Here is a 19,422-nt window from a genome sequence, read left to right on the forward strand (position 1 = left end):
CACGGTGCACCGGTTCACCCTTTTCGATAGGTCAGCATCAGATTGTTGGCAGGCATTTCCACGCGCCTCGTGCGAGTGAAGCCATGCCGCCCGGCCAGCGCGTCCACATCCTCGATCCGGCGAATGCCGAAGCGGGAATCCTTTTCCTTCAGCCACTGGTCGAAGGCCAGGTTGGAAGGCACGGTTTCCACTGCATCCTCCAGATAGGGCCCATAGAGCACCAGCGGGGCGCCCTGCGCCAGCAGCCGCTCCGCGCCCGCAAACAGTCCTTCGGCCGAGGCCCATGGGCTGATGTGGATCATGTTGATGCACACCATGGCATCGGCGGTACTGACGGGCCAGTCGCCAGAGGCAGCATCCAGCGCCAGCGGCGCGCGCAGGTTCGGCAGGCCTTCTTCCTCCCGCCAAGCGGCGATGGATTGCAATGCGGACGGGTCCGGATCGGTCGGTTGCCATTGCAGGGCCGGGAATGCCGCAGCGAAATGAACTGCATGTTCGCCCGTGCCTGCTGCGATTTCCAGCACCAGCCCGCTCCGCGGCAATTCTTCCACCAGCACCTGTGCAATGGGTTCACGATTGCGGGCGGCTGCGGGCGCGGTCTGCTTCATGCCGCCTTCCTTCCGATCTGTTCCTGACGGTCCTTCACTTCCAGCCGGTGTGCAGCGCGCATCAGGCTGTCATGATCATGGAAGAAGCGCCCGGCGGCTTTTTCCCGCGCAAGAGCGACAATCGCCTGTGCCAGGCGCTGAGCGGAGATGGAGTGAAACTTGCGCCACGATCCCCGCAGCGCCAGATCGACCAGCAGGCTCGCCAGCCGAGTCAGCCCCTCAGCCAGCCGCAGATCGCCCTGCCGCGTGCCGAGCAGCATGCCGGGCTGCAAAATATCCAGCCGCCTGAACTGCATCCGGCCAAGCGCATTCTCTGTCTCGCCCTTCACCCGGAGGTAGAAGTTGCGCCCGGCCGAATTCGCCCCTGCGGAAGAAACCGTGATGAAGTGCCGCGCGCCCGCTTCCTTTGCGGTGGCGGCAACTTTCAGCACCAATGCTTCATCCACCGCGCGGAAGGCTTCCTCATCCCGCCCGGCTTTGCGCCAGGTGGTGCCCAGAGCGCAGACGACTATTTCCGGCCGGATTTCCCGCAGCACATCGTCCCACAGATCGACCGGGGCGAGGCGCATTTCCATCCGCGCGCCCTTTGGCAAGGGCACTTCGCGGCGGGCAATGGCGGTGAAGCGGAAATCGGGCCGCCCCACCATTTCTTCCATCACCGCGCGGCCGACAAGGCCAGTCGCGCCGACGAGGGTCAGGTTCACCGGATCAGCCATGGGCCGTTGACACCGGTGCCCCGTCACACATTGGACAGGCCTTCAGGCACATTGCCGAAAATCCGGGCATATTGATCGATGGCATAGCGATCGGTCATGCCCGCGATGAAATCCGCAATATGGCGGCTGCGCTGGGGCTCCTGCTGCGGCAGTGCCTCGCGCCAACCCTCTGCCAGCAGATCGGGTTTCTCGGAATAGGCGGCGAACAGGCGAGTGATCACCTCGCGCGAACGCTCTGCCGTGGCGAGCTGTTCGGGGTGGTAATAGAGCCGCTGATACATGAACTTTTTCAGCCGCCGCTCCTTGCCCGCCAGATCGGGGGAGAAGGCCACCAGCGCCCTGCCCGCTGCGCGGACTTCTTCCACGCTGCCGATGCCATCCAGATTGGCGCGGGTCTGGTCCAGCAGATCGTTCACCATCAGGCCGATCTGGGTGCGAACCATTTCGCGCAATTGCCGGTCACGCGGGGCGCCGGGGAAACGGCGCTCCACAGCGCCCCATTGATCGGCCAGAAAATCCAGCTCCAGCAGATCGTCCAGCTTCAGGAAGCCGGCCCGCAGGCCATCGTCGATGTCGTGATTGTCATAGGCGATATCGTCCGCCAGAGCGGCGACCTGCGCCTCCAGCGAGGGCCAGGTCAGCAGATCGAGCGGGAAAGCCGCATCGATTTCCTCCATGGCCCAGCCGGGCGCGGTTACCGGCCCATTATGCTTCGCCAGTCCTTCCAGCGTTTCCCAAGTCAGGTTCAACCCGTCATGCCCGCAATAGGGGCTTTCCAGCCGCATCAGCGTGCGCAGGGACTGGGCGTTATGATCGAAGCCGCCAAAGGGTTCCATCGCGGCGTCCAGCGCATCCTCGCCCGCATGGCCGAATGGCGGATGGCCTATATCGTGGGCCAGGCACAGCGCCTCGGTCAGATCTTCGTCCAGGCCAAGCGCACGGGCAATGACGCGACCGATCTGCGCTACTTCCAGACTATGCGTCAGCCGCACCCGGTAATGATCGCCATCGGGCGAAATGAACACCTGCGTCTTGTGGCGCAGGCGCCGGAAGGCGATGGAATGGACGATCCGGTCCCGGTCGCGCTGGAATTCATTGCGGGGTCCGCGCGCGCCGGCGCGTTCTTCCGCGAATTCACGCCCGCGCGAACGGAACGGGTCGCTCGCAAAAGGCGCGCGGGGGATGCTGGTTCCGGTCATGTGCTGGCGGGGTTAGGAAAGCCGAGCCGCAATGGCAAGCGAAGCCGCATTTCCCGGCACTACTCCGCGCCCAGAATCCATTCCGCCGCTTTTTCAGCGTGAATCCGCAGGCTGTCATAGATCGGCAGGACATTGGCATCCACATCCACCACCATGTCCAGCTCGGTACAGGCCAGCACGATCGCCCGGGCGCCCGCCTGTTCCTTCACCGTGATCATCGTCTTCAGCTTGCGTTCGGCATCCCGGGTAACCTTGCCCTGCATCAGCTCGTCATAGATGATCCGGTCCAGCTGCTCGACATGGTCCATGTCAGGCGGCAGCAGGTCAACACCATGCGCCACCAGACGCTTGCGATAGAAGCTTTCAGTGGTGACGTTGCGCGTGCCGAACAGGGCAGCGGTGGTCACGCCATCAGCCTTCATCTTTTCCCCCACGCATTCGGCGATGTGGAAGATCGGAATATCGACGGAGGCGGCTACTTCATCATACACTTTGTGCATGGAATTGGCGCAAATCGCCAGCGCGCCTGCACCCGCCTGTTCCAGCCTGCGGGCTGATGCGATCAATATCTGGGCGGCTTCTTCCCAGCCCTGATCCTCCGTCACCCGATAGACGAGCGAGAAGTCCAGACTTTCGATCAACAATGGCGCACTGGCAGGAAACGGAGCCCGCGCCTGCACATAACGATTGATACGATCATAATAGGTGCGGGTCGAAACCCAGCTCATCCCGCCGATAAGGCCGAGTTTGCGCACTAACGATTCCCTTGATTGCAATCCGGCCCGAATAATTCGCAGCGAGGGAGGCGGCAACAGGCTGGGCCCAACCTTATGGGGATTGGTTATCGCGCGACTGGCACGCCTTGCCGAATATGCAGGGATAATGGCAGCTAGAGCGCCTTCACGATCTCTTCGACAACCTTCTTCGCATCACCCAGCAACATCATTGTCTGGTCCATGTAGAAAACGTCATTATCCACGCCAGCGTAGCCTACCCCGCCCATGCTGCGCTTGATGAAGAAGATCGTCTTGGCCTTCTCCACATCGAACACGGGCATGCCGTAGATCGGGCTGCTCCTGTCGTTCCGGGCTGCCGGATTCACCACGTCATTGGCGCCGATGATGAAGGCCACGTCCGTCTGGGCGAACTCGCTGTTGATGTCCTCCAGTTCGAACACTTCATCATAGGGAACGTTGGCTTCGGCCAGCAGAACATTCATGTGGCCGGGCATTCGGCCCGCCACGGGGTGAATGGCGTACTTCACCGTAACCCCATGTTCCTTCAACAGGTCACCCATTTCGCGCAGAACGTGCTGAGCCTGCGCCACCGCCATGCCATAGCCGGGGATGATGATGACCTGACCCGCCTCTTTGAGCAGGAAGGCCGCATCTTCCGCGCTGCCGCGCTTCCAGGGCCGTTCCGTCCTGGCCTCGCCCGCATCGCCCCCGCCGCCCTGCGCGCCGAAGCCCCCCGCGATCACGCTGAGGAAGCTGCGGTTCATCGCCCGGCACATGATGTAGGACAGGATCGCGCCGGAGGAGCCGACCAGCGCACCGGTTACGATCATCGCGGTATTGTGCAGGGTAAAGCCCATCGCGGCGGCCGCCCAGCCGGAATAGGAATTCAGCATGGAGACGACCACCGGCATGTCCGCCCCGCCAATGGGGATGATCAGCAGGAAGCCGATGGCAAAACTCGCCGCCAGCAGCACCCAGAAGATCGGGTGCTCGCCCGGCCCGGCATGAGCGGAAAGAGCGAAACCCGCCGTCATGGCCAGGATCGCCGCCAGCGTTCCCAGATTGATCAGATGCCGCCCCGGCAACAGGATGGGCGAGCCCGACATATTGCCGTTCAATTTGGCGAAGGCGATGACCGAGCCGGAGAAGGTAATCGCCCCGATGGCCGCACCCAGCGCCATCTCGACGCGGCTGACGGTGAGGATATTCCCGTCCGCCCCCAGAATGCCGAAGGCATCGGGATTGAGGAACGCCGCGACTGCCACCAGCACTGCGGCAAGGCCAACGAGGCTGTGGAACGCGGCCACGAGCTGCGGCATGGCTGTCATGGCGATGCGCCGGGCGATTACGAAGCCGATGGCCCCGCCGATGGCAATGGCCGCAAGGATTTCAGGCAGGCTGGCGATCTCATGCGTGACCAGCGTGGTCACCACCGCGATCAACATCCCCGCCATGCCATAACGGTTGCCCGACCGGCTCGTGGCCGGTGAGCTAAGCCCGCGCAGGGCAAGGATGAAACAAATCCCCGCGATGAGATAGGCCAGGGCAACCCAGGGGTTCACGGCATGGACCGCTGCTTCGGGCGGGAAGGCTTCAGCAGGGATTTCCACGGCGCTTTCGAAAGGAGCGACCATTATTTCCGCTCCTTCTTCTTATACATCGCCAGCATTCGCTCCGTCACCGCGAAGCCGCCGAAGATGTTCACGCTGGCCAGCACCACCGCCAGCAGCCCCAGCCATTTCGCGCCCGGACTACCCGCCGCAGCAGCCGCAATCAGCGCGCCGACGATAATGACGGAGGAGATCGCATTGGTCACCGCCATCAGCGGAGTATGCAATGCCGGAGTAACGGACCAGACCACGTAATAGCCTACGAAACAGGCCAGCACGAAGATCGACAGGATAGAGATGAAGTCCATTAGGCAGCCTCCCCGGCACGGGGAGGGAATGTCGCTGCCTTCACAATAGCTTCTGCAGCTTCATCCGCGTTCCGCACCACGTTTTCCGCCGGGATGCGTATCATCCGCAACCCCAGCCCCTTTATATATTCGTCCCGTCGTACATCCCGTGCGGGCCAATCGGCCATGTCGTGCGCGATCCCGTCAATCTCGACCGCCAGCCGCGACTCGTGGCAGTAAAAATCCCGGACATACGGACCTGCCGGGTGCTGCCTGCGAAATTTGACACCGCCCAGCCGCCGCTTCAGCCGCTGCCAAAGCAATACTTCCGGAAAAGACATATCCTTGCGCAACTTGCGGGCTCGGCTCTGTGTCGGCTTCGGGCCCTGCAGCATTCAGATCCTCCCCTGGCAGGGGAGGTGGCAGTCGCGTGGCGACTGACGGAGGGGTATTGCCGCTGGCGAGAGGAGGACACCCCTCCACCATCCCCTTTCAGGGGAGGATGGGATCGCCCCACCCGTCACCCCAAAAGCCTTTCATTCACGATCCTGCCGCCTTGCGTCAGCCGGACGGCATTGCCGATCTCCTCATCGAGCACCGGCCCGCCCTGCTCCTTGTCCCAGAAAGCAGAGAGGAAATTATAGAGGTTGCGCGCATATAGCGCGGAAGCGTCGGCGGGGAGATGGGCGGGCGTGTTGGAATAGCCCATGATCTTCACCCCGTGCCGCTCGATCAGCTGGTCAGCCACGGAGCCTTCGACATTGCCGCCTTGCGCCACGGCCAGATCGAAGATCACGCTCCCTGGCTTCATGCTGGCGATCTGGGCATCGCTGACCAGACGCGGCGCGGGGCGGCCCGGAATCAGCGCGGTGGTGATCACAATGTCCTGCTTGGCGATATGGCTGGAAACCAGTTCGGCCTGCGCCTTTTGATATTCCTCGCTCATTTCGGTGGCATAGCCGCCCGCACCCTCGCCCTCGATCCCGGCGACCTTTTCGACGAAGACCGGTTTTGCGCCGAGGCTCTCAATCTGTTCCTTCGTTGCGGAGCGGACATCGGTGGCGGAAACCTGCGCGCCCAGCCTGCGGGCCGTGGCAATGGCTTGCAGCCCGGCAACGCCCACGCCCATCACGAACAGGCGCGCGGCGGTAATCGTGCCCGCCGCCGTCATCATCATGGGAAAGGCGCGGCCATAGGTATCGGCGGCGGCAATCACCGCCTTGTAGCCGGAAAGGTTGGACTGGCTGGAAAGCACGTCCATGCTTTGCGCGCGTGTGATGCGCGGCATGAATTCCATCGCCAGCGCCTCTATGCCGGCCGAGGCATAGGCATCCACCCGCTCCCGCTGCGCGAAGGGATCGAGTATCGCGGCCAGCAATGCCCCCGGCTTCGCACCAGCGAGCATTGCGGGATCGGGGCCTTGCACGCCCAGCACGATATCCGCGCCCTGCGCCGCCTGCCCCTGCGCGGCCATTGCCGCCCCGGCCTCGGCAAAGGCGGAATCGGAAATGGACGCAGAAACGCCCGCCCCGGCCTCGACCGAGAGCGTGGCGCCCAATGCGATGAATTTTCTGACGGTTTCGGGGGTGGCCGCTACGCGGGTTTCACCAGCGGCTCGCTCCTTGAGAATTGCGATCCGCATTGGCCCTTCCCCCCTTGGAAATCGCTCAGCTTGCGATCAGGATCACCACCAGCGCGGTAATCGCGATGACCACCGGGGTCGAATATTTCACCAGCGAAACAAAGCCTTCGTAGGTCTTTTGCGCTGCCTGCATGTCATTTGCCGAAGCCATGATATCCCTCTGAAATGTGGCCACGGGCCATGGTGCCCGATCCTGTTCCAGTGTGATCTAGCGCCCAATGCGCCCGCGCTCAAGTGTCACGCTGGCAGCCGTGCCCGAAGTAAACGATCTGGACCATAATGGGAATAATTCCGTCGATTAGCCTTAATCAGCTCTTTACCGGCGATGGGTAATTCCACATTCCGTACCAGTTAGGGACAGTTGAGGACCATGGCGGAGCCGGAACAACGACTCTTGATGCTTATCGACGATGAGCCAGCGCAGAGCCGGCTCATCTCGGCCCTTGCCGCGCGCGAGGGCTGGAGGACGCTTGTCGTCAAGGATTCTGAAACGGCCATCGCCACGCTTGGCACGCGTGAGGGCATGCAGCTTTCCGCCATCATCCTGGATCAATGGGTGCCGGGTGACGATGCCTGTTCCCTGATCGCGGAACTGAAGGACCGCCGCCCCGCCTTGCCGATCCTGATGCTCACGGCCAGTGCATCCCCGCTACTGGCGGTGGAGGCCATGCGCGCCGGGGCGACCGATTATCTGGTGAAGCCCGTCGCGCCGGACCGGCTGATGCAGGCCCTGCGCAGCGCCACCACGCGCGAAGCGCCGAAGGATGAACTGCAGCCGCTCACCGAGAAGATGCCGGCCTCGCTCGATTTCGATTCCATGATCGGCGCGGCCCCCACTTTCCGCGCGGCACTGGCCAAGGCGGCCAAGGCTGCGCGCGGCCATGGCTTCGTGCTGATCGAAGGCGAAAGCGGCACCGGCAAGGAAATGCTGGTGCGGGCCATGTATGCCGCCAGCCCGCGCGCCCGCGCGCCGTTCCGCATCGTCAATATTGGCGGCCTTCCGGCCAATTCAGTCGAATCCGTGCTGTTCGGGCACGAAAAGGGCGCCTTCCCCGGCGCTTTCGAACGCCAGATCGGCGCGTTGCAGCATTGCGATGGGGGAACCATCGTGCTGGACGAGGTAGACCGGCTCTCTTCTTCCCTGCAGGAAAGGCTGGCCGAATCCATCGCCGCGGGTTCCATCCGCCCGGTTGGCGCACGGCACAGTTTCCGTGTCGATGTCCGGCTGATCGCAGCAAGCAATTATCCGCTTTCCGAACTGGTCGAGGCAGGCGCCTTCCGCCGCGACCTTTACGAGGCGCTGGCGGCAACCCGCATCGTCCTGCCGCCCTTGCGCGAACGGGTAGGCGATATACCCAGCCTCACCCGCTATTTCCTGGGTCGTATCGGGGAACAGCCGGGCCTGCGCCCGCTGGGCATCACCGATGGCGCGCTGGCGCTGCTTTCCGCCTATGACTGGCCGGGCAACGTCCGCCAGCTTCAGGCCGTGCTGTTCCGCGCGGCGGTGTTCTGCGATGGCGATGCCCTGACTTCGGAAGATTTCCCCCAGCTGCTCGAGCTGATCGGCGAAATCCGCGACATGCCCGAAAAGCATGCCCATGAAAGCGCGGGCGTCCAGCTCTATACCGAAGACGGCAATCTGCGCCCGCTGGAAGAGATCGAGGCCGATGTGATCCGCCTGGCCATCGGCCATTATCGCGGACGGATGACCGAAGTCGCCCGCCGCCTGGGCATTGGCCGCTCCACCCTTTATCGCAAGCTTAGCGATCTGGGGATCGATAACGATGCTGCCTGAGCAGCCCCACCTTCTCCTTGCGGAAAAGAATGGGCCAACTCAGGATCAAATGCCCGGCAGGCAGCTGAAATCCGTCAGCGCCGCATCGCGCAGCCCGCGCCATACATTGCGGGCCTGCACCGTTTCGGCCACGTCATGCACACGCAGCAGGTGATAACCGGCATCCATTCCCTTCAGCGCAACGGCCAGCGAACCACCGAGCCGCTGATGCGCAGGAGCCTCGTTGGATAGCGCACCGATCATCCGCTTGCGGCTGGCCCCCAGCAGCAGCGGCTGGCCCAATGCGTGGAACAGGGGCAACGCATTGAGCAGGGCGAGGTTCTCGGTCAGCGTCTTGCCGAAGCCGATGCCGGGATCGAGCACGATCAGCTCGCGGGAAATGCCCGCCGCAATCGCCCGGTCGCGCGCATGTGCCAGCCAGTCGAACACATCCAGCACTACATTGTCATACCGGGCATCGGCATGCAGATCCTCACCATCGCCCGGGGCGTGCATCAGCACCACCGGCGCGCCGGAAGCTGCCGCCAGCCCCAGGCTGCGCGGGTCGTGGCGCAGGGCGGAAACATCGTTGATGATATGCCCCCCGGCCGCCAGTGCGGCCTCCATCACTGCCGGACGCCTGGTGTCGATACTGATCGCGCCGCCCATCTGGCCCACAGCCTCTATCGCGGGAACGACGCGCTTGATCTCATCCCCTTCCCACACCGCGGCAGCGCCGGGGCGTGTGCTCTCGCCGCCAATGTCGATGATCGCCGCGCCCGCTTCCAGCATGGCGGCGGCGTGATCCTTCGCCACGGCTGGATCGTCCAAGAACTTGCCGCCATCGGAAAAACTGTCGGGCGTGACGTTCAGGATACCCATCACCTGCGGCTGATCCAGCCGCACCACGCGCTCTCCGCATTGCAGGGGGCTATGGGCCTTCTGCAGGTTTTCCCACTGGAGGCCACCTTCCCTCTGCAGCCCCGAAGGCAGAGCGCCAAGGGCCGGCTCCATACCGCGCGCCGTCACCTGCTGGCTGGAGACAACCCGTCCCTCTTCGGCCACGATCAGCGCGAAACCATGGGCATAGGCCAGGCTGCCGGCCAGCCGGATCGCATCGCCCTCCACGCTCTGGGGAGAGGCCACCAGGCTGGTCGGGCAGAGATAGAGCTTTTGCGTCATGCGCGCGCACCTATCAGGCGAAAGGGCCTGCGCCAACGGGGCTGCTGCGACAGGCCGAGCTTGTGCATGTTTCAATTTGATTACATAAGCCGCCCATGACATCAGGCCAAAAGGCTCATCAACCGGTCGCGCGCATTCAGGAAAATGTCCTGGCGGTTTCCGAACGTCGGCTCCTCAACTGGCTCTGCGCCAGGCTCCCCGGCTGGGTCACTCCCGATCTGCTTACTGGAACGGGCGTGGTGGGCGCGGTGGCGATTTTCGCCGGCTATGCGCTCAGTACCTTTGGCTCGCATTGGTTGTGGCTGGCGATTGCCGGCTATTTCATCCAGTGGTTCGGGGATTCACTCGACGGCAGCCTCGCCCGCTATCGCAAGATCGAACGGCCGCGCTTCGGCTATTTCATCGATCACAGCTGCGATGGGCTGACCTTGCTGCTGATCCTCGCGGGGATCGGCCTCAGCCCCTACGTCACTTTCGATGTCGCCATGGTAACGCTGGCCGGATATCTCCTGCTGTCGATCCACGCTTTCCTCGCCACGCATGTGCTGGGCGAAATGCGCCTGTCCTATCTCGCCATGGGCCCGACGGAGCTGCGCTTCGTGCTGATCGGCACCACCTTCGTGATGATGGGAATGGGCTATGATCGGGACTGGTTTGCCGATGTTTCCGGCTTTGACCTGACCTTTGGCGGCGCGGGCGCGCTGATGATCTTGCTGTTCGTGATCCAGACCCTGAAAACCGCGAAACAGCTCGCCGCGCAAGAGCGCCGGTAATCCGGCGCCCCTGCGGGGAAGGTCGATCTATCAGTCTTCGATAGTCAACAGGTAAAGCTGGCGCAGCGCATCGAGCGGCTTCACCTCGCCCTGATGCTCCACGTGCCAGAAGGTCCAGCCATTGCAGCTGGGCGCGCCCTGAAGGGTCTTGCCGACACCGTGGATGGAGCCCGTCTCCGTGCCTGAAGCAATCGAGCCGTCGGCGCGAACCTGCGCACGGAAGCGGCCCTTCTTGTCGAACAGTTCGGCGCCCGGCTCCAGCAGGCCGGCCTCCACCAGCGCACCGAAGGCCACGCGGGGTTGATCCTTGCGGCTCTGCATCGTCTTGAGCGCGCTTTCGTCCAGCGGGAGCGCCATTTCGATCCGTTCCAGCGCGGCTTCGCGATAGGCGCTTTCACGCTCGCAGCCGATCCACTCACGGCCCAGCCGCTTGGCCACCGCGCCGGTGGTGCCGGTGCCGAAGAAGGGATCGAGCACCACGTCGCCCTTTTCGGTGGTGGCCAGCATCACGCGATAGAGCAGCGCCTCGGGCTTCTGCGTGGGGTGGACCTTGGAACCGGACTTCTTCAGCCGTTCCTGCCCGCTGCAGATGGGGATCACCCAGTCGCTGCGCATCTGAAGCTCGTCATTCAGCGTCTTCATCGCGCGATAGTTGAAGTGATATTTCGCCTTCTCGCCCTGCGACGCCCAGATCAGCGTTTCATGCGCATTGGTGAAGCGCGTGCCGCGGAAATTGGGCATCGGGTTGGACTTGCGCCAGATGATGTCGTTCAAAATCCAGAAGCCCAGATCCTGCAGGATCGCGCCGACGCGGAAGATGTTGTGATAGGAACCAATCACCCACAGCGAACCGTCCGGCTTCAGCACCCGGCGGGCCTCCGTCAGCCATTCGCGCGTGAAATCGTCATAGGTCTTGAAGCTGTCGAACCGGTCCCAATCATCGGTCACGGCATCCACATGGCTGCCATCCGGGCGATTGAGATCGCCCCCCAGCTGGAGGTTATAGGGCGGATCGGCGAACACCATGTCCACGCTGGCGGTGGGCAGGCTGCGCATGGCCTCGATGCAGTCGCCGGTCAGGATCTTGCCCAGCGGCAGTTCGGGCCTTGCGGCAATATCGGTCTTTCGCGCGGCTACGCGCGGCCTTGTCAGGACTTGTACCATCAAAAATAATCCCCTGTACTGGCGCACAGGGTGAATCCTCCGGAGTCCCGCGTCAACCCACGAGTCGCGGCTTCCGAGGCGAGCCGCACGAAGTGTCTGACGAGAACGAAATGAGTCCGCCACAGCATATGGAGTCCCGCCGCGATGGCAGGACTCGATATGTAGGGGGTGTGGCGAAGCGGACTCTGGCCCGATTATTTTTTTGCCAGCACGATTTCGCGTCCGATCCCGATGGCGGAAAGGAAAGCGGGATCGTGGCTGACCACCAGCATAGCCCCGTCATAGGCCTGCAGCGCCCGCTCCAGTTCCTCCACCGCTTCGAGGTCGAGATGATTGGTCGGCTCATCCAGAACCAGCAATTGCGGCACCTGATTGCCGGAACACACCAGTGCCAGCGCGGCGCGCAGCCTTTCCCCGCCACTCAGCGTGCCCGCAATCCGCTCCGCCTCGCGATTGCGGAAGGCGAAGCGAGCCAGCGCGGCATGGGCATCGTGGCGGGTCATGCCGGGATGGCGCGCCATCATGGCTTCGATCAGACTGGCCCCCGGATCGAGCAGCGCGGCGTGCTGATCCAGCATGGCGATGGCGCCGGGCGCGCGGAACACCTCGCCCAAAGTCGGCTCAATCTCGCCCAGCACGATGCGCAACAGGCTGGTCTTGCCGCTGCCATTCGGCCCGCTCAGCGCCACCCGCTCCGGCCCTGTAATCTCGAACGAGACCGGCCCCAGGATAGGCTTGCCGTCCACTTCCAGCACCACATCCCGCAAGGCGAGCAATCTGCGCCCGGCTGAAAGCCCGCTGGGCGGAAGGTCGATCGACAGCGGGGTAATCACTTCAACCCGGCTGCGCGCCTGCTCCACCAGTGCTCTCGCCTCTTCCGACTGGCGCTCCGCCAACGCATCGAGCGCCCCGGCCGAGGCTTCCGCCCGCCGTTTGAGCGCGCCGAGCAATATCTTCGGCTCCCCGCCCCGCTCGCTGCGTGCGCGCCCGGCGCGATCCCGCCGGGCCTGCGCTTCCTCCCGCTGGCGCGCCCTCTGCACTTGCTGGCGCTGGGTGCGGCGGGCACAGTCCAGCTCGGTTTCCGCCCGAACGCGAGCGGCATCGCGCGCTTCCACGAAATCGCCCCAGCCACCACCATGAAGCGTGATGCCGACCGGAGAGAGGGCCACGATCTGGTCCATTTCCTCCAGCAATTCGCGGTCATGGCTGGCGACCAGCGCCCCACCCTGCCAACCGCGCAGCAGGGCCAGCACTGCCTCCCGCCCTTCACGGTCCAGATTATTGGTCGGCTCGTCCAGCAGCAGCAAATCCGGCGCGTCGAGCAGCAGCGCGGCGATGGCCAGCCGCGTGCGTTCCCCGCCGCTCAGCCCGGCTACATCGCGGGCAAGGTCCAGCCCCGCAAGCCCGATACCGGACAGCACCGCGTCGAGCCGTTCGGGCAAATCCCATTCCGCAAGGGCGGCGTCCTGTGCTGTGCCTTCCCCTGCCTCCAGCCGTGCCATGGCGGCGAGCGGAGCCTCCACGCCCAGCGCACAGGCAATCGCCCCGGCATCGGGCTGAATCTGGCGCAGGAAGCCGACACGGCCGGTAGGGGTTACGTCTCCCGACAAAGGCGCAGCAAGCCCGGCGGCAATGGCCAGCAGGGTCGATTTGCCGGAGCCGTTCCGCCCGACGAGGCCGACAGCTTCGCGCCCGATGGCGAGTGAAAGATCGGAAAAAAGCAGGCCCCCGTCAGGACGGGCGGCGGAAATCCGGTCGAAAGTAAGAAAGGCAGGCATGGTTCACCGTGAAGCTGGCGCGAGAGGAAAGGCGGCTTTCCATCTGCGTGATCACGGTTGCTGCTCCTTGCCGGCAGGCACGATGCCCGTCTTGCGGGCTGTTCGTAGCATATCGGGCGCGGCGGGCCAATTGGGGTCAAGCCCTCGTCACACCCATACCTATACCCGTTCGTCCTGAGCCTGTCGAAGGACGCGCGAGACCGGAGTCCTTGGGAAATCACTGGCACCCTCCCCCGAGGAGGAAACGAGTCTGAAATCAAATCTGGCGCGCGTCCTTCGACAGGCTCAGGACGAACGGAGGTTGGACATTTCCAAAGTCGCGCCACTCACCACAAATCACTTTCCTGCACATTGCGAAATGGCGTTTATCCTGCCCGAAGAGCCGCCCGGAATCCTCCCCCCCTCGCGCACTTCCCGCTCGCCAGATCCTGCACCAAATGCCGAAACGAAAGGTTACACTCAGGGTCGCGCCTTACGCCGAAAAACGGCTCGAAACCGCGCTACACGGGGATGACACACATTGTACAAAACAGCACCTTTTCCTGTCGGGAAAGGTGACATCCGTGCCCCGCCTAAAACAGCTCCATCTGCGCCACCGGAGCAAAGCTCCTGCGGTGGAGCTGGCATGGGCCATGCCTGCGCAGGGCGGCCAGATGTTCGGGCGTGCCATAGCCCATGTTCTTCTCCCATCCGTAATGCGGGTGCGCCAGCGCGGCCTCGCGCATCATCCGGTCCCGATATTCCTTGGCGATGATAGAGGCAGCGGAGATGGCCGGTTCCAGCGCATCGCCCCCCACGATGGCACGCGCGGGCCAGCGCCATTCCTCGCGCCTTCCGGCCGGGGTCATGTTCCCGTCGATCAGCACCTGCGCCGGTTCTGCCTCCAGCGCCGCGCAGAGATTGGCCACTGCATGACTCATCGCCAGCATGGTGGCCTGAAAGATATTGATCCGGTCGATCTCCTCCACATCCACCACGCCCACCCCCCAGGCGCAGCGCGCGCGGATCGCAAGATCGAGCTTGGCGCGCCTTGCTGGGGACAACTTCTTGGAATCGTCCAGACCTTTGGGCCGGGGCTTGCACAGTACCACCGCAGCAGCCACAACTGGGCCCGCCAGCGGGCCGCGACCAGCCTCGTCCACACCGACAAGAAGGTTTTCTGCGCCAAGCTCGGCACAAAAACGGGGATTGGGTGTTGAGCAGAGCATGATCAGGAATTTCCGGCCTTCTGTCCCGCTTCTTGCCCTCTCCGCGATTGCCCTCGCAAGCTGTAACTCCGCCTATTCCGGGGAAAGTTCGGCGCAGTCCGTCGCAAATTCCACCGAAGATACGATCGGCCCCTTCGCCGTGACCCAGATGGGCGCCTTCAACGAGCCCTGGGCCATGGCGTTCGAGCCGGGCACCGGGAACCTCTTCATCAGCGAGAAGAAGGGCGCGATCCAGTTCCTGACGCCCAGCGGCGCGATTGGCGAGGTGAGCGGCGTTCCCGAAGTTGCCTATGGCGGCCAGGGCGGGCTCGGCGATTTCGTGTTCGCACCCGATTACACGACCAGCCGCCGCATCTATCTGAGCTGGGCCGAGCGCGCCGAAGATCCGAACCCCGAGAACAAGCGCCGCGCCGTGGTCGGCATGGGCAAGCTCAATTGCAGCGGCGATACGCGCTGCGCGATCGAAGGGCTGAAAGTGATCTGGCGGCAGGAACCTGCCATCGCCAGCTTCGGCCATTTCTCGCACCGCATTGCCTTCTCGCCCGATGGCAGCCACCTGTTCATCACCAGCGGCGAACGAATGCAGGGCGCCCCCGCGCAGGATCTGTCCACCAATCTGGGCAAAATCGTACGCCTGCTGCCCGATGGCACGCCCGCACCGGGCAATCCCTTCGCCTCCAGGGGCGGGGTTTCCTCCCAGATCTGGTCCTATGGCCATCGCAATCTGCTGGGTATGAAGTTCGATAGTCAGGGCCGGTTGTGGGAGCTGGAGCATGGCCCCGCGGGCGGTGACGAGCTGAATCTCGTGGAGCCCGGCAAGAATTACGGCTGGCCGCTGGTTTCCGATGGCGATGATTATTCGGGCACGCCGATCCCCCGCAATGCCACTCGGCCCGACATGGCCGGGCCGGCAATCAGCTGGAACCCCGTCATCGCGCCGGGCAATTTCATTTTCTATTCCGGGTCGCTGTTCCCGCAATGGCGCGGAAATGCGCTGATCGCCGGGCTCAAGACGCAGGCGCTTGTGCGCGTGGAGATCGATGGCAACAAGGCCCGCGAAGTGGAACGCTTCAAGATGGGCATGCGAGTGCGCGATGTGATCCAGGGCCCGGATGGCGCCATCTGGGTGGTGGGCGACGGGCCGGGCGGCAAATTGCTGAAGCTCACTCCGAAGGAGTAAGCGGGGGCGCGCCTTGTCGGCTGCGTGGATTTGTCCACGCGGTTTTGATTGCGCCACACCCCGCTTGACCCTATCGGGCGCGGCCCATGGACGCTGCCGACTCTTCCCCCACCCTGATCCCGCTCGATGCGGTTGACCCCGCACTGGTCGAGCAATTGCTCGATCGTGCCTTCGGGCCGGGCAGGTTCGGCCGAACCGCCTACAAGGTGCGCGAGGGGATGGACTGGCTTCCGGGCCTGAGCTTCGCTGCGCTGGACAGTGAAGGCCATCTGGTCGGCACGATCCAGGCCTGGCCGGTTGCCCTCACCGATCCGGAAGGGCGCGCCCATCCGATGCTGATGGTCGGCCCGGTGGCGGTGGTTCCGGAACGGCAGGGCGAAGGTTTCGGCCAGGCACTGATGCTGGCCATGCTCGGCGCACTGGATGACCGCGCGCCCCTGCCGCAGGTGCTGATCGGCGATGCGGATTATTATGGCCGCTTCTTCGGCTTCAGCGCCGCGCCCACACGCGGCTGGACCGTCCCCGGCCCCTATGAGCAGGACCGGCTGCTCGTGCGCGCGGCCAATCCCGCCGTGCTCCCCAAGGAAGGTACGCTCGGCCCTTGGCGGGGCTGATCAGTTCTGGCACGGCAGCGCGATGAGCCCGCTGTTCGATCGCCTCAAGATCATCTTCGACGAAGGCCACGGAGTGCAGCTTCCCGGCCTGCGGACCGATGCCGCCTTCGCCCCGCCGGGTGAAGTGCGTCCGGCCGCAGTGATGATCGGCGTGACGGACAGGGCACAACCGGGCGTGCTCCTCACCCATCGCCCCCTGGGCATGCGCCAGCATGCGGGACAGGTCGCCTTCCCCGGCGGCAAGCTCGATCCGGGCGAGGATGCGGTGATGGCCGCCCTTCGTGAAACGCATGAGGAACTGGGCATAAGCCCTTCTAATGTATCGATTATCGGTGCCACGGATCGTTTTATCACGGGCACGGGATATGACATTACTCCGGTGATGGGCGTCCTCCCGCCGGACCTGCCGATCATCCCCAATCCCGACGAAGTGTCGGACTGGTTCGAAGCTCCGCTGGAATTCGTGCTCGATCCGGCGAACCGTGTGCGCAAGCAGGCCGAATATCGCGGGCGGCTGCGCGAATATACCGAGATCGTCTGGGAGGGGCATCGCATCTGGGGCGTCACTGCCGCGATCATCGAAAATCTCTCGCAGCGCCTCGCCTGGGAAGGACTCATCCGTGGCTGACTATCTCCCCCGCGCGCCCTGGACCCAGCGCGACGATCTGCACCGCATGGTGGATGCCCTGGGCAACGCGCCCGATGGCACCAGTCTCGCTCGCTGGGTCGGCGGCGCCGTGCGGGACGGGCTGCTGGGCGAAGATGCGGCAGATGTGGATTGCGCCACGCCGCTCAAGCCGCAGGATGTGATGGCGCGGCTGAAGCGCGCGGGGATTCGTACGGTTCCCACCGGGATCGACCATGGCACGGTCACGGCCCTGCTGCCCGGCGGCAAGGTGGAAATCACCACGCTGCGGCGCGATGTTTCAACGGACGGGCGCCGCGCCACGGTGGAATATGCCAGCGAATGGCGCGACGATGCCGCTCGCCGCGATTTCACCATCAACGCGCTCTATGCCGATCCCCGCACGCTGGAGATCTACGATTATTTCGGCGGGCTGGCCGACCTTGCTGTGCGCCGTGTGCGCTTTATCGGGGATGCCCGGCAGCGCATCCGCGAGGACCATTTGCGCATCCTGCGCTATTATCGGTTCCAGGCGCGCTTCGGATCGGCGCTGGACAGCGAGGCTGAAGAAGCCTGCGCGGAACTCGCCGCCATGCTCAAGGGCCTCAGCCGCGAGCGTGTGGCGATGGAATTGCTCAATCTGCTCGGCCTGCCCGATCCATCGGACACGCTGCTGCGGATGGAACAGCGCGGCGTGCTGGGCGTGGTGTTACCCGAGGTGCAGCGCCCGGCGATCGAAGCCCTGCCCACGCTGATCGGGGCGGAACGGCAGGCCGGGCTTGCCCCACAGGCGATCCGCCGCATGGCCGCCCTGCTGCCCCTCTCCCCGCAGGTGGCGGAAGGCGTCGCAGCGCGGCTGCGCCTTTCGCGCGCACAGCGTGACCGGCTGGCCTGCGTGGCCGGCCGTCAGGCGGACGATGCGGCAAATCCGCTTGCCCTCGCCTATCGCTGCGGAACCGAATGCGCACAGGACCGGCTGCTCCTGTGCGGAGGCGATCCTGCCCCGCTCAGCGACTGGGAGATTCCCCAGCTTCCCCTCAAGGGTGGGGAGATCGTGCAGCGCGGAATCAAAGCCGGGCCCGAAGTGGCGCGAATCCTGCGCGCGGTGGAAGCACGCTGGATATCGGAAGGCTTTCCCGACCGGGAACGGGTACTCCGCCTTCTCGAAGCCGAATTGCCTGCCTGAACCTTGCCCTTCAGCCTGCTTCAGCCTCACTTCATCCCTGAATTGAGAGCTTTGGGCGTTGCCAACCGGCAGCTTTGATGGAAAGGTAAGGGCACATTTTCGCGTGCAATTTTGCTATCTTTCGATAACAAACCCGACCGCACCCGACATGGTTAGCCCCGTGGAGGGTTTCCTCGTCCCGCGATCTCGGCGGGCTCGCTATCCGGTTTCTTGCGTCTTGGCGCAGGGTCTGCCCGGTTCCTCCGGGCATTGAGTACGAATTGACAGATACGGAGTAAGTCAATGAAGTTCACAAAAATGGTCGCAGCTTCGTTGCTTGCCTTTGCAAGCATTCCCGCCGCTGCGCAGAGCGATGTGGGCCTTGCCGTGGGCGCAACCGTCTATGGCTCCGATGCCGGTGAAGTCGGCAAGATCGTGGAAGTGGGTGACGGCTACGTCATCGTCGATACCGGCACGCATAAGGCAACCCTGCCCAATTCCTCCTTCGGCAAGGGCGCCAAGGGCCCGCTGATCGGCCTGACCAAGGCCGGGCTCGATGAATTCGTGGCCAAGGCCAATGCCGAAGCCGCTGCCAAGCTGGCCGCTGTGCTGAAGCCTCAGGCCGCTATTCAGGGCGCCGCCGGCGGCGATCTGGGCACCGTCAAGTCGATCGAAGCCGATGGCACCGTTGTGGTGACCTACAAGGGCATCGACACCGCGTTCCCCAAGGATCAGTTCTACGCCAACGAAGCCGGCCAGCTTGCCCTGCCCTTCACTGCCGAACAGCTCGACCAGGCGCTTGCCCCGCAATTCGAAGCCGCAGGCAAGGCCAAGGCTGCGCTTGAAGCCGCGCTGACCGCGGGCAAGACTGTCAAGACTTCGGACGGTGTGGAAGTCGGCACCATTCGCGAGCTGGACGCCCAGGGCAATGTGGTGATCGACCGTTCCGCAGGCCCGATTACGCTGCCCAAGAATCTCTTTACCGCCGATGCCGCAGGCAACCCGGCTCTGCTGATCGACAAGGCCGCGCTCGACGCTGCCACTGCAGGCTAGATTTCCCGCTGACAGCGACGGGACAGGCCGGGCGCGAGCAATCGCACCCGGCCTTTTTCGTGCCTTTGATCCACCTCTACGCCCGCTCAGGACGAGCGGAGGCTGGG

Annotated in this window: 20 protein-coding genes; 7 read left to right on the plus strand and 13 right to left on the minus strand. The window is 64.0% G+C overall.

Annotated features, from left to right (window positions below):
- Positions 1-14: 14 nt before the first annotated feature.
- From H0274_RS06245 to H0274_RS06285, 9 genes are all read right to left on the minus strand, one after another.
- Positions 15-608 (minus strand): DUF938 domain-containing protein, encoded by a 594-nt coding sequence (locus H0274_RS06245; RefSeq protein WP_226794052.1) that lies wholly within the window; start codon positions 606-608, stop codon positions 15-17.
- Positions 605-1,324: an NAD(P)H-binding protein gene (locus tag H0274_RS06250; protein ID WP_226794053.1), complete on the minus strand. Its 720-nt coding sequence runs from the start codon at positions 1,322-1,324 to the stop codon at positions 605-607. Before H0274_RS06250 ends, H0274_RS06245 begins: the two co-directional genes overlap by 4 nt.
- Before the next feature lie 23 nt (positions 1,325-1,347).
- Positions 1,348-2,523 carry a deoxyguanosinetriphosphate triphosphohydrolase gene (locus H0274_RS06255; RefSeq protein ID WP_226794054.1) on the minus strand — a complete coding sequence of 392 codons (1,176 nt, stop codon included), beginning with the start codon at positions 2,521-2,523 and terminating at the stop codon, positions 1,348-1,350.
- Positions 2,524-2,582: 59 nt separating this feature from the next.
- Positions 2,583-3,278, minus strand: coding sequence for an aspartate/glutamate racemase family protein (locus H0274_RS06260; RefSeq protein WP_226794055.1), 696 nt, complete (start codon positions 3,276-3,278; stop codon positions 2,583-2,585).
- Positions 3,279-3,412: 134 nt separating this feature from the next.
- The gene (locus tag H0274_RS06265) at positions 3,413-4,894 is read right to left on the minus strand and encodes an NAD(P)(+) transhydrogenase (Re/Si-specific) subunit beta (RefSeq protein ID WP_226794056.1); all 1,482 of its coding nucleotides are present in this window, start codon (positions 4,892-4,894) and stop codon (positions 3,413-3,415) included.
- Positions 4,894-5,178 (minus strand): NAD(P) transhydrogenase subunit alpha part 2, encoded by a 285-nt coding sequence (locus H0274_RS06270; protein WP_226794057.1) that lies wholly within the window; start codon positions 5,176-5,178, stop codon positions 4,894-4,896. Before H0274_RS06270 ends, H0274_RS06265 begins: the two co-directional genes overlap by 1 nt.
- The gene (locus H0274_RS06275; RefSeq protein WP_226794058.1) at positions 5,178-5,552 is read right to left on the minus strand and encodes an endonuclease domain-containing protein; all 375 of its coding nucleotides are present in this window, start codon (positions 5,550-5,552) and stop codon (positions 5,178-5,180) included. The genes H0274_RS06270 and H0274_RS06275 overlap by 1 nt, the downstream gene beginning before the upstream one ends.
- A 125-nt stretch (positions 5,553-5,677) precedes the next feature.
- Positions 5,678-6,799 (minus strand): NAD(P) transhydrogenase subunit alpha, encoded by a 1,122-nt coding sequence (locus tag H0274_RS06280; RefSeq protein ID WP_226794059.1) that lies wholly within the window; start codon positions 6,797-6,799, stop codon positions 5,678-5,680.
- A gap of 25 nt (positions 6,800-6,824) precedes the next feature.
- Positions 6,825-6,950, minus strand: coding sequence for an aa3-type cytochrome c oxidase subunit IV (locus tag H0274_RS06285; protein WP_226794060.1), 126 nt, complete (start codon positions 6,948-6,950; stop codon positions 6,825-6,827).
- Between the two features lie 219 nt (positions 6,951-7,169).
- Between H0274_RS06285 and H0274_RS06290 the strand changes: the two genes are divergently transcribed.
- Positions 7,170-8,594: a sigma-54-dependent transcriptional regulator gene (locus tag H0274_RS06290; protein WP_226794061.1), complete on the plus strand. Its 1,425-nt coding sequence runs from the start codon at positions 7,170-7,172 to the stop codon at positions 8,592-8,594.
- 45 nt (positions 8,595-8,639) lie between these two features.
- On the opposite strand, the gene folP is transcribed toward H0274_RS06290, so the two are convergent.
- The gene (gene folP, locus H0274_RS06295) at positions 8,640-9,755 is read right to left on the minus strand and encodes a dihydropteroate synthase (protein WP_226794062.1); all 1,116 of its coding nucleotides are present in this window, start codon (positions 9,753-9,755) and stop codon (positions 8,640-8,642) included.
- A gap of 95 nt (positions 9,756-9,850) precedes the next feature.
- On the opposite strand from folP, the gene H0274_RS06300 reads away from it, so the two are divergent.
- A complete protein-coding gene (locus tag H0274_RS06300) occupies positions 9,851-10,528 on the plus strand; it encodes a CDP-alcohol phosphatidyltransferase family protein (protein WP_226794063.1) in 678 nt (225 codons plus the stop codon).
- A 30-nt stretch (positions 10,529-10,558) separates the two neighbouring features.
- On the opposite strand, the gene H0274_RS06305 is transcribed toward H0274_RS06300, so the two are convergent.
- The 3 genes from H0274_RS06305 to H0274_RS06315 all read right to left on the minus strand — a co-directional run bounded on the left by H0274_RS06305 (position 10,559) and on the right by H0274_RS06315 (position 14,678).
- Complete coding sequence (locus tag H0274_RS06305; RefSeq protein ID WP_319018205.1) at positions 10,559-11,692, minus strand: site-specific DNA-methyltransferase; 1,134 nt, start codon at positions 11,690-11,692, stop codon at positions 10,559-10,561.
- Between the two features lie 194 nt (positions 11,693-11,886).
- Positions 11,887-13,470, minus strand: a complete 1,584-nt coding sequence (locus H0274_RS06310; RefSeq protein WP_226794064.1) for an ATP-binding cassette domain-containing protein — start codon at positions 13,468-13,470, stop codon at positions 11,887-11,889.
- A gap of 572 nt (positions 13,471-14,042) precedes the next feature.
- Entirely contained in the window at positions 14,043-14,678 is a 636-nt protein-coding gene (locus H0274_RS06315; protein WP_226794065.1) for a ribonuclease HII, read from the minus strand.
- Here H0274_RS06315 and H0274_RS06320 point away from each other — a divergent pair.
- From H0274_RS06320 to H0274_RS06340, 5 genes are all read left to right on the plus strand, one after another.
- The gene (locus H0274_RS06320) at positions 14,677-15,858 is read left to right on the plus strand and encodes a PQQ-dependent sugar dehydrogenase (protein WP_226794066.1); all 1,182 of its coding nucleotides are present in this window, start codon (positions 14,677-14,679) and stop codon (positions 15,856-15,858) included. The genes H0274_RS06315 and H0274_RS06320 overlap by 2 nt on opposite strands.
- Before the next feature lie 86 nt (positions 15,859-15,944).
- On the plus strand, positions 15,945-16,472 hold the full coding sequence (locus tag H0274_RS06325; RefSeq protein ID WP_226794067.1) for a GNAT family N-acetyltransferase: 528 nt from the start codon (positions 15,945-15,947) through the stop codon (positions 16,470-16,472).
- Between the two features lie 22 nt (positions 16,473-16,494).
- A complete protein-coding gene (locus H0274_RS06330; protein ID WP_226794068.1) occupies positions 16,495-17,100 on the plus strand; it encodes a CoA pyrophosphatase in 606 nt (201 codons plus the stop codon).
- A complete protein-coding gene (locus H0274_RS06335) occupies positions 17,093-18,283 on the plus strand; it encodes a CCA tRNA nucleotidyltransferase (protein ID WP_226794069.1) in 1,191 nt (396 codons plus the stop codon). Before H0274_RS06330 ends, H0274_RS06335 begins: the two co-directional genes overlap by 8 nt.
- A gap of 282 nt (positions 18,284-18,565) precedes the next feature.
- The gene (locus H0274_RS06340) at positions 18,566-19,315 is read left to right on the plus strand and encodes a hypothetical protein (protein WP_226794070.1); all 750 of its coding nucleotides are present in this window, start codon (positions 18,566-18,568) and stop codon (positions 19,313-19,315) included.
- Positions 19,316-19,422: the final 107 nt, after the last annotated feature.

This window comes from Fulverythrobacter ferritrahens, assembly GCF_020539485.1.
Lineage (GTDB): Bacteria > Pseudomonadota > Alphaproteobacteria > Sphingomonadales > Sphingomonadaceae > Andeanibacterium > Andeanibacterium ferritrahens.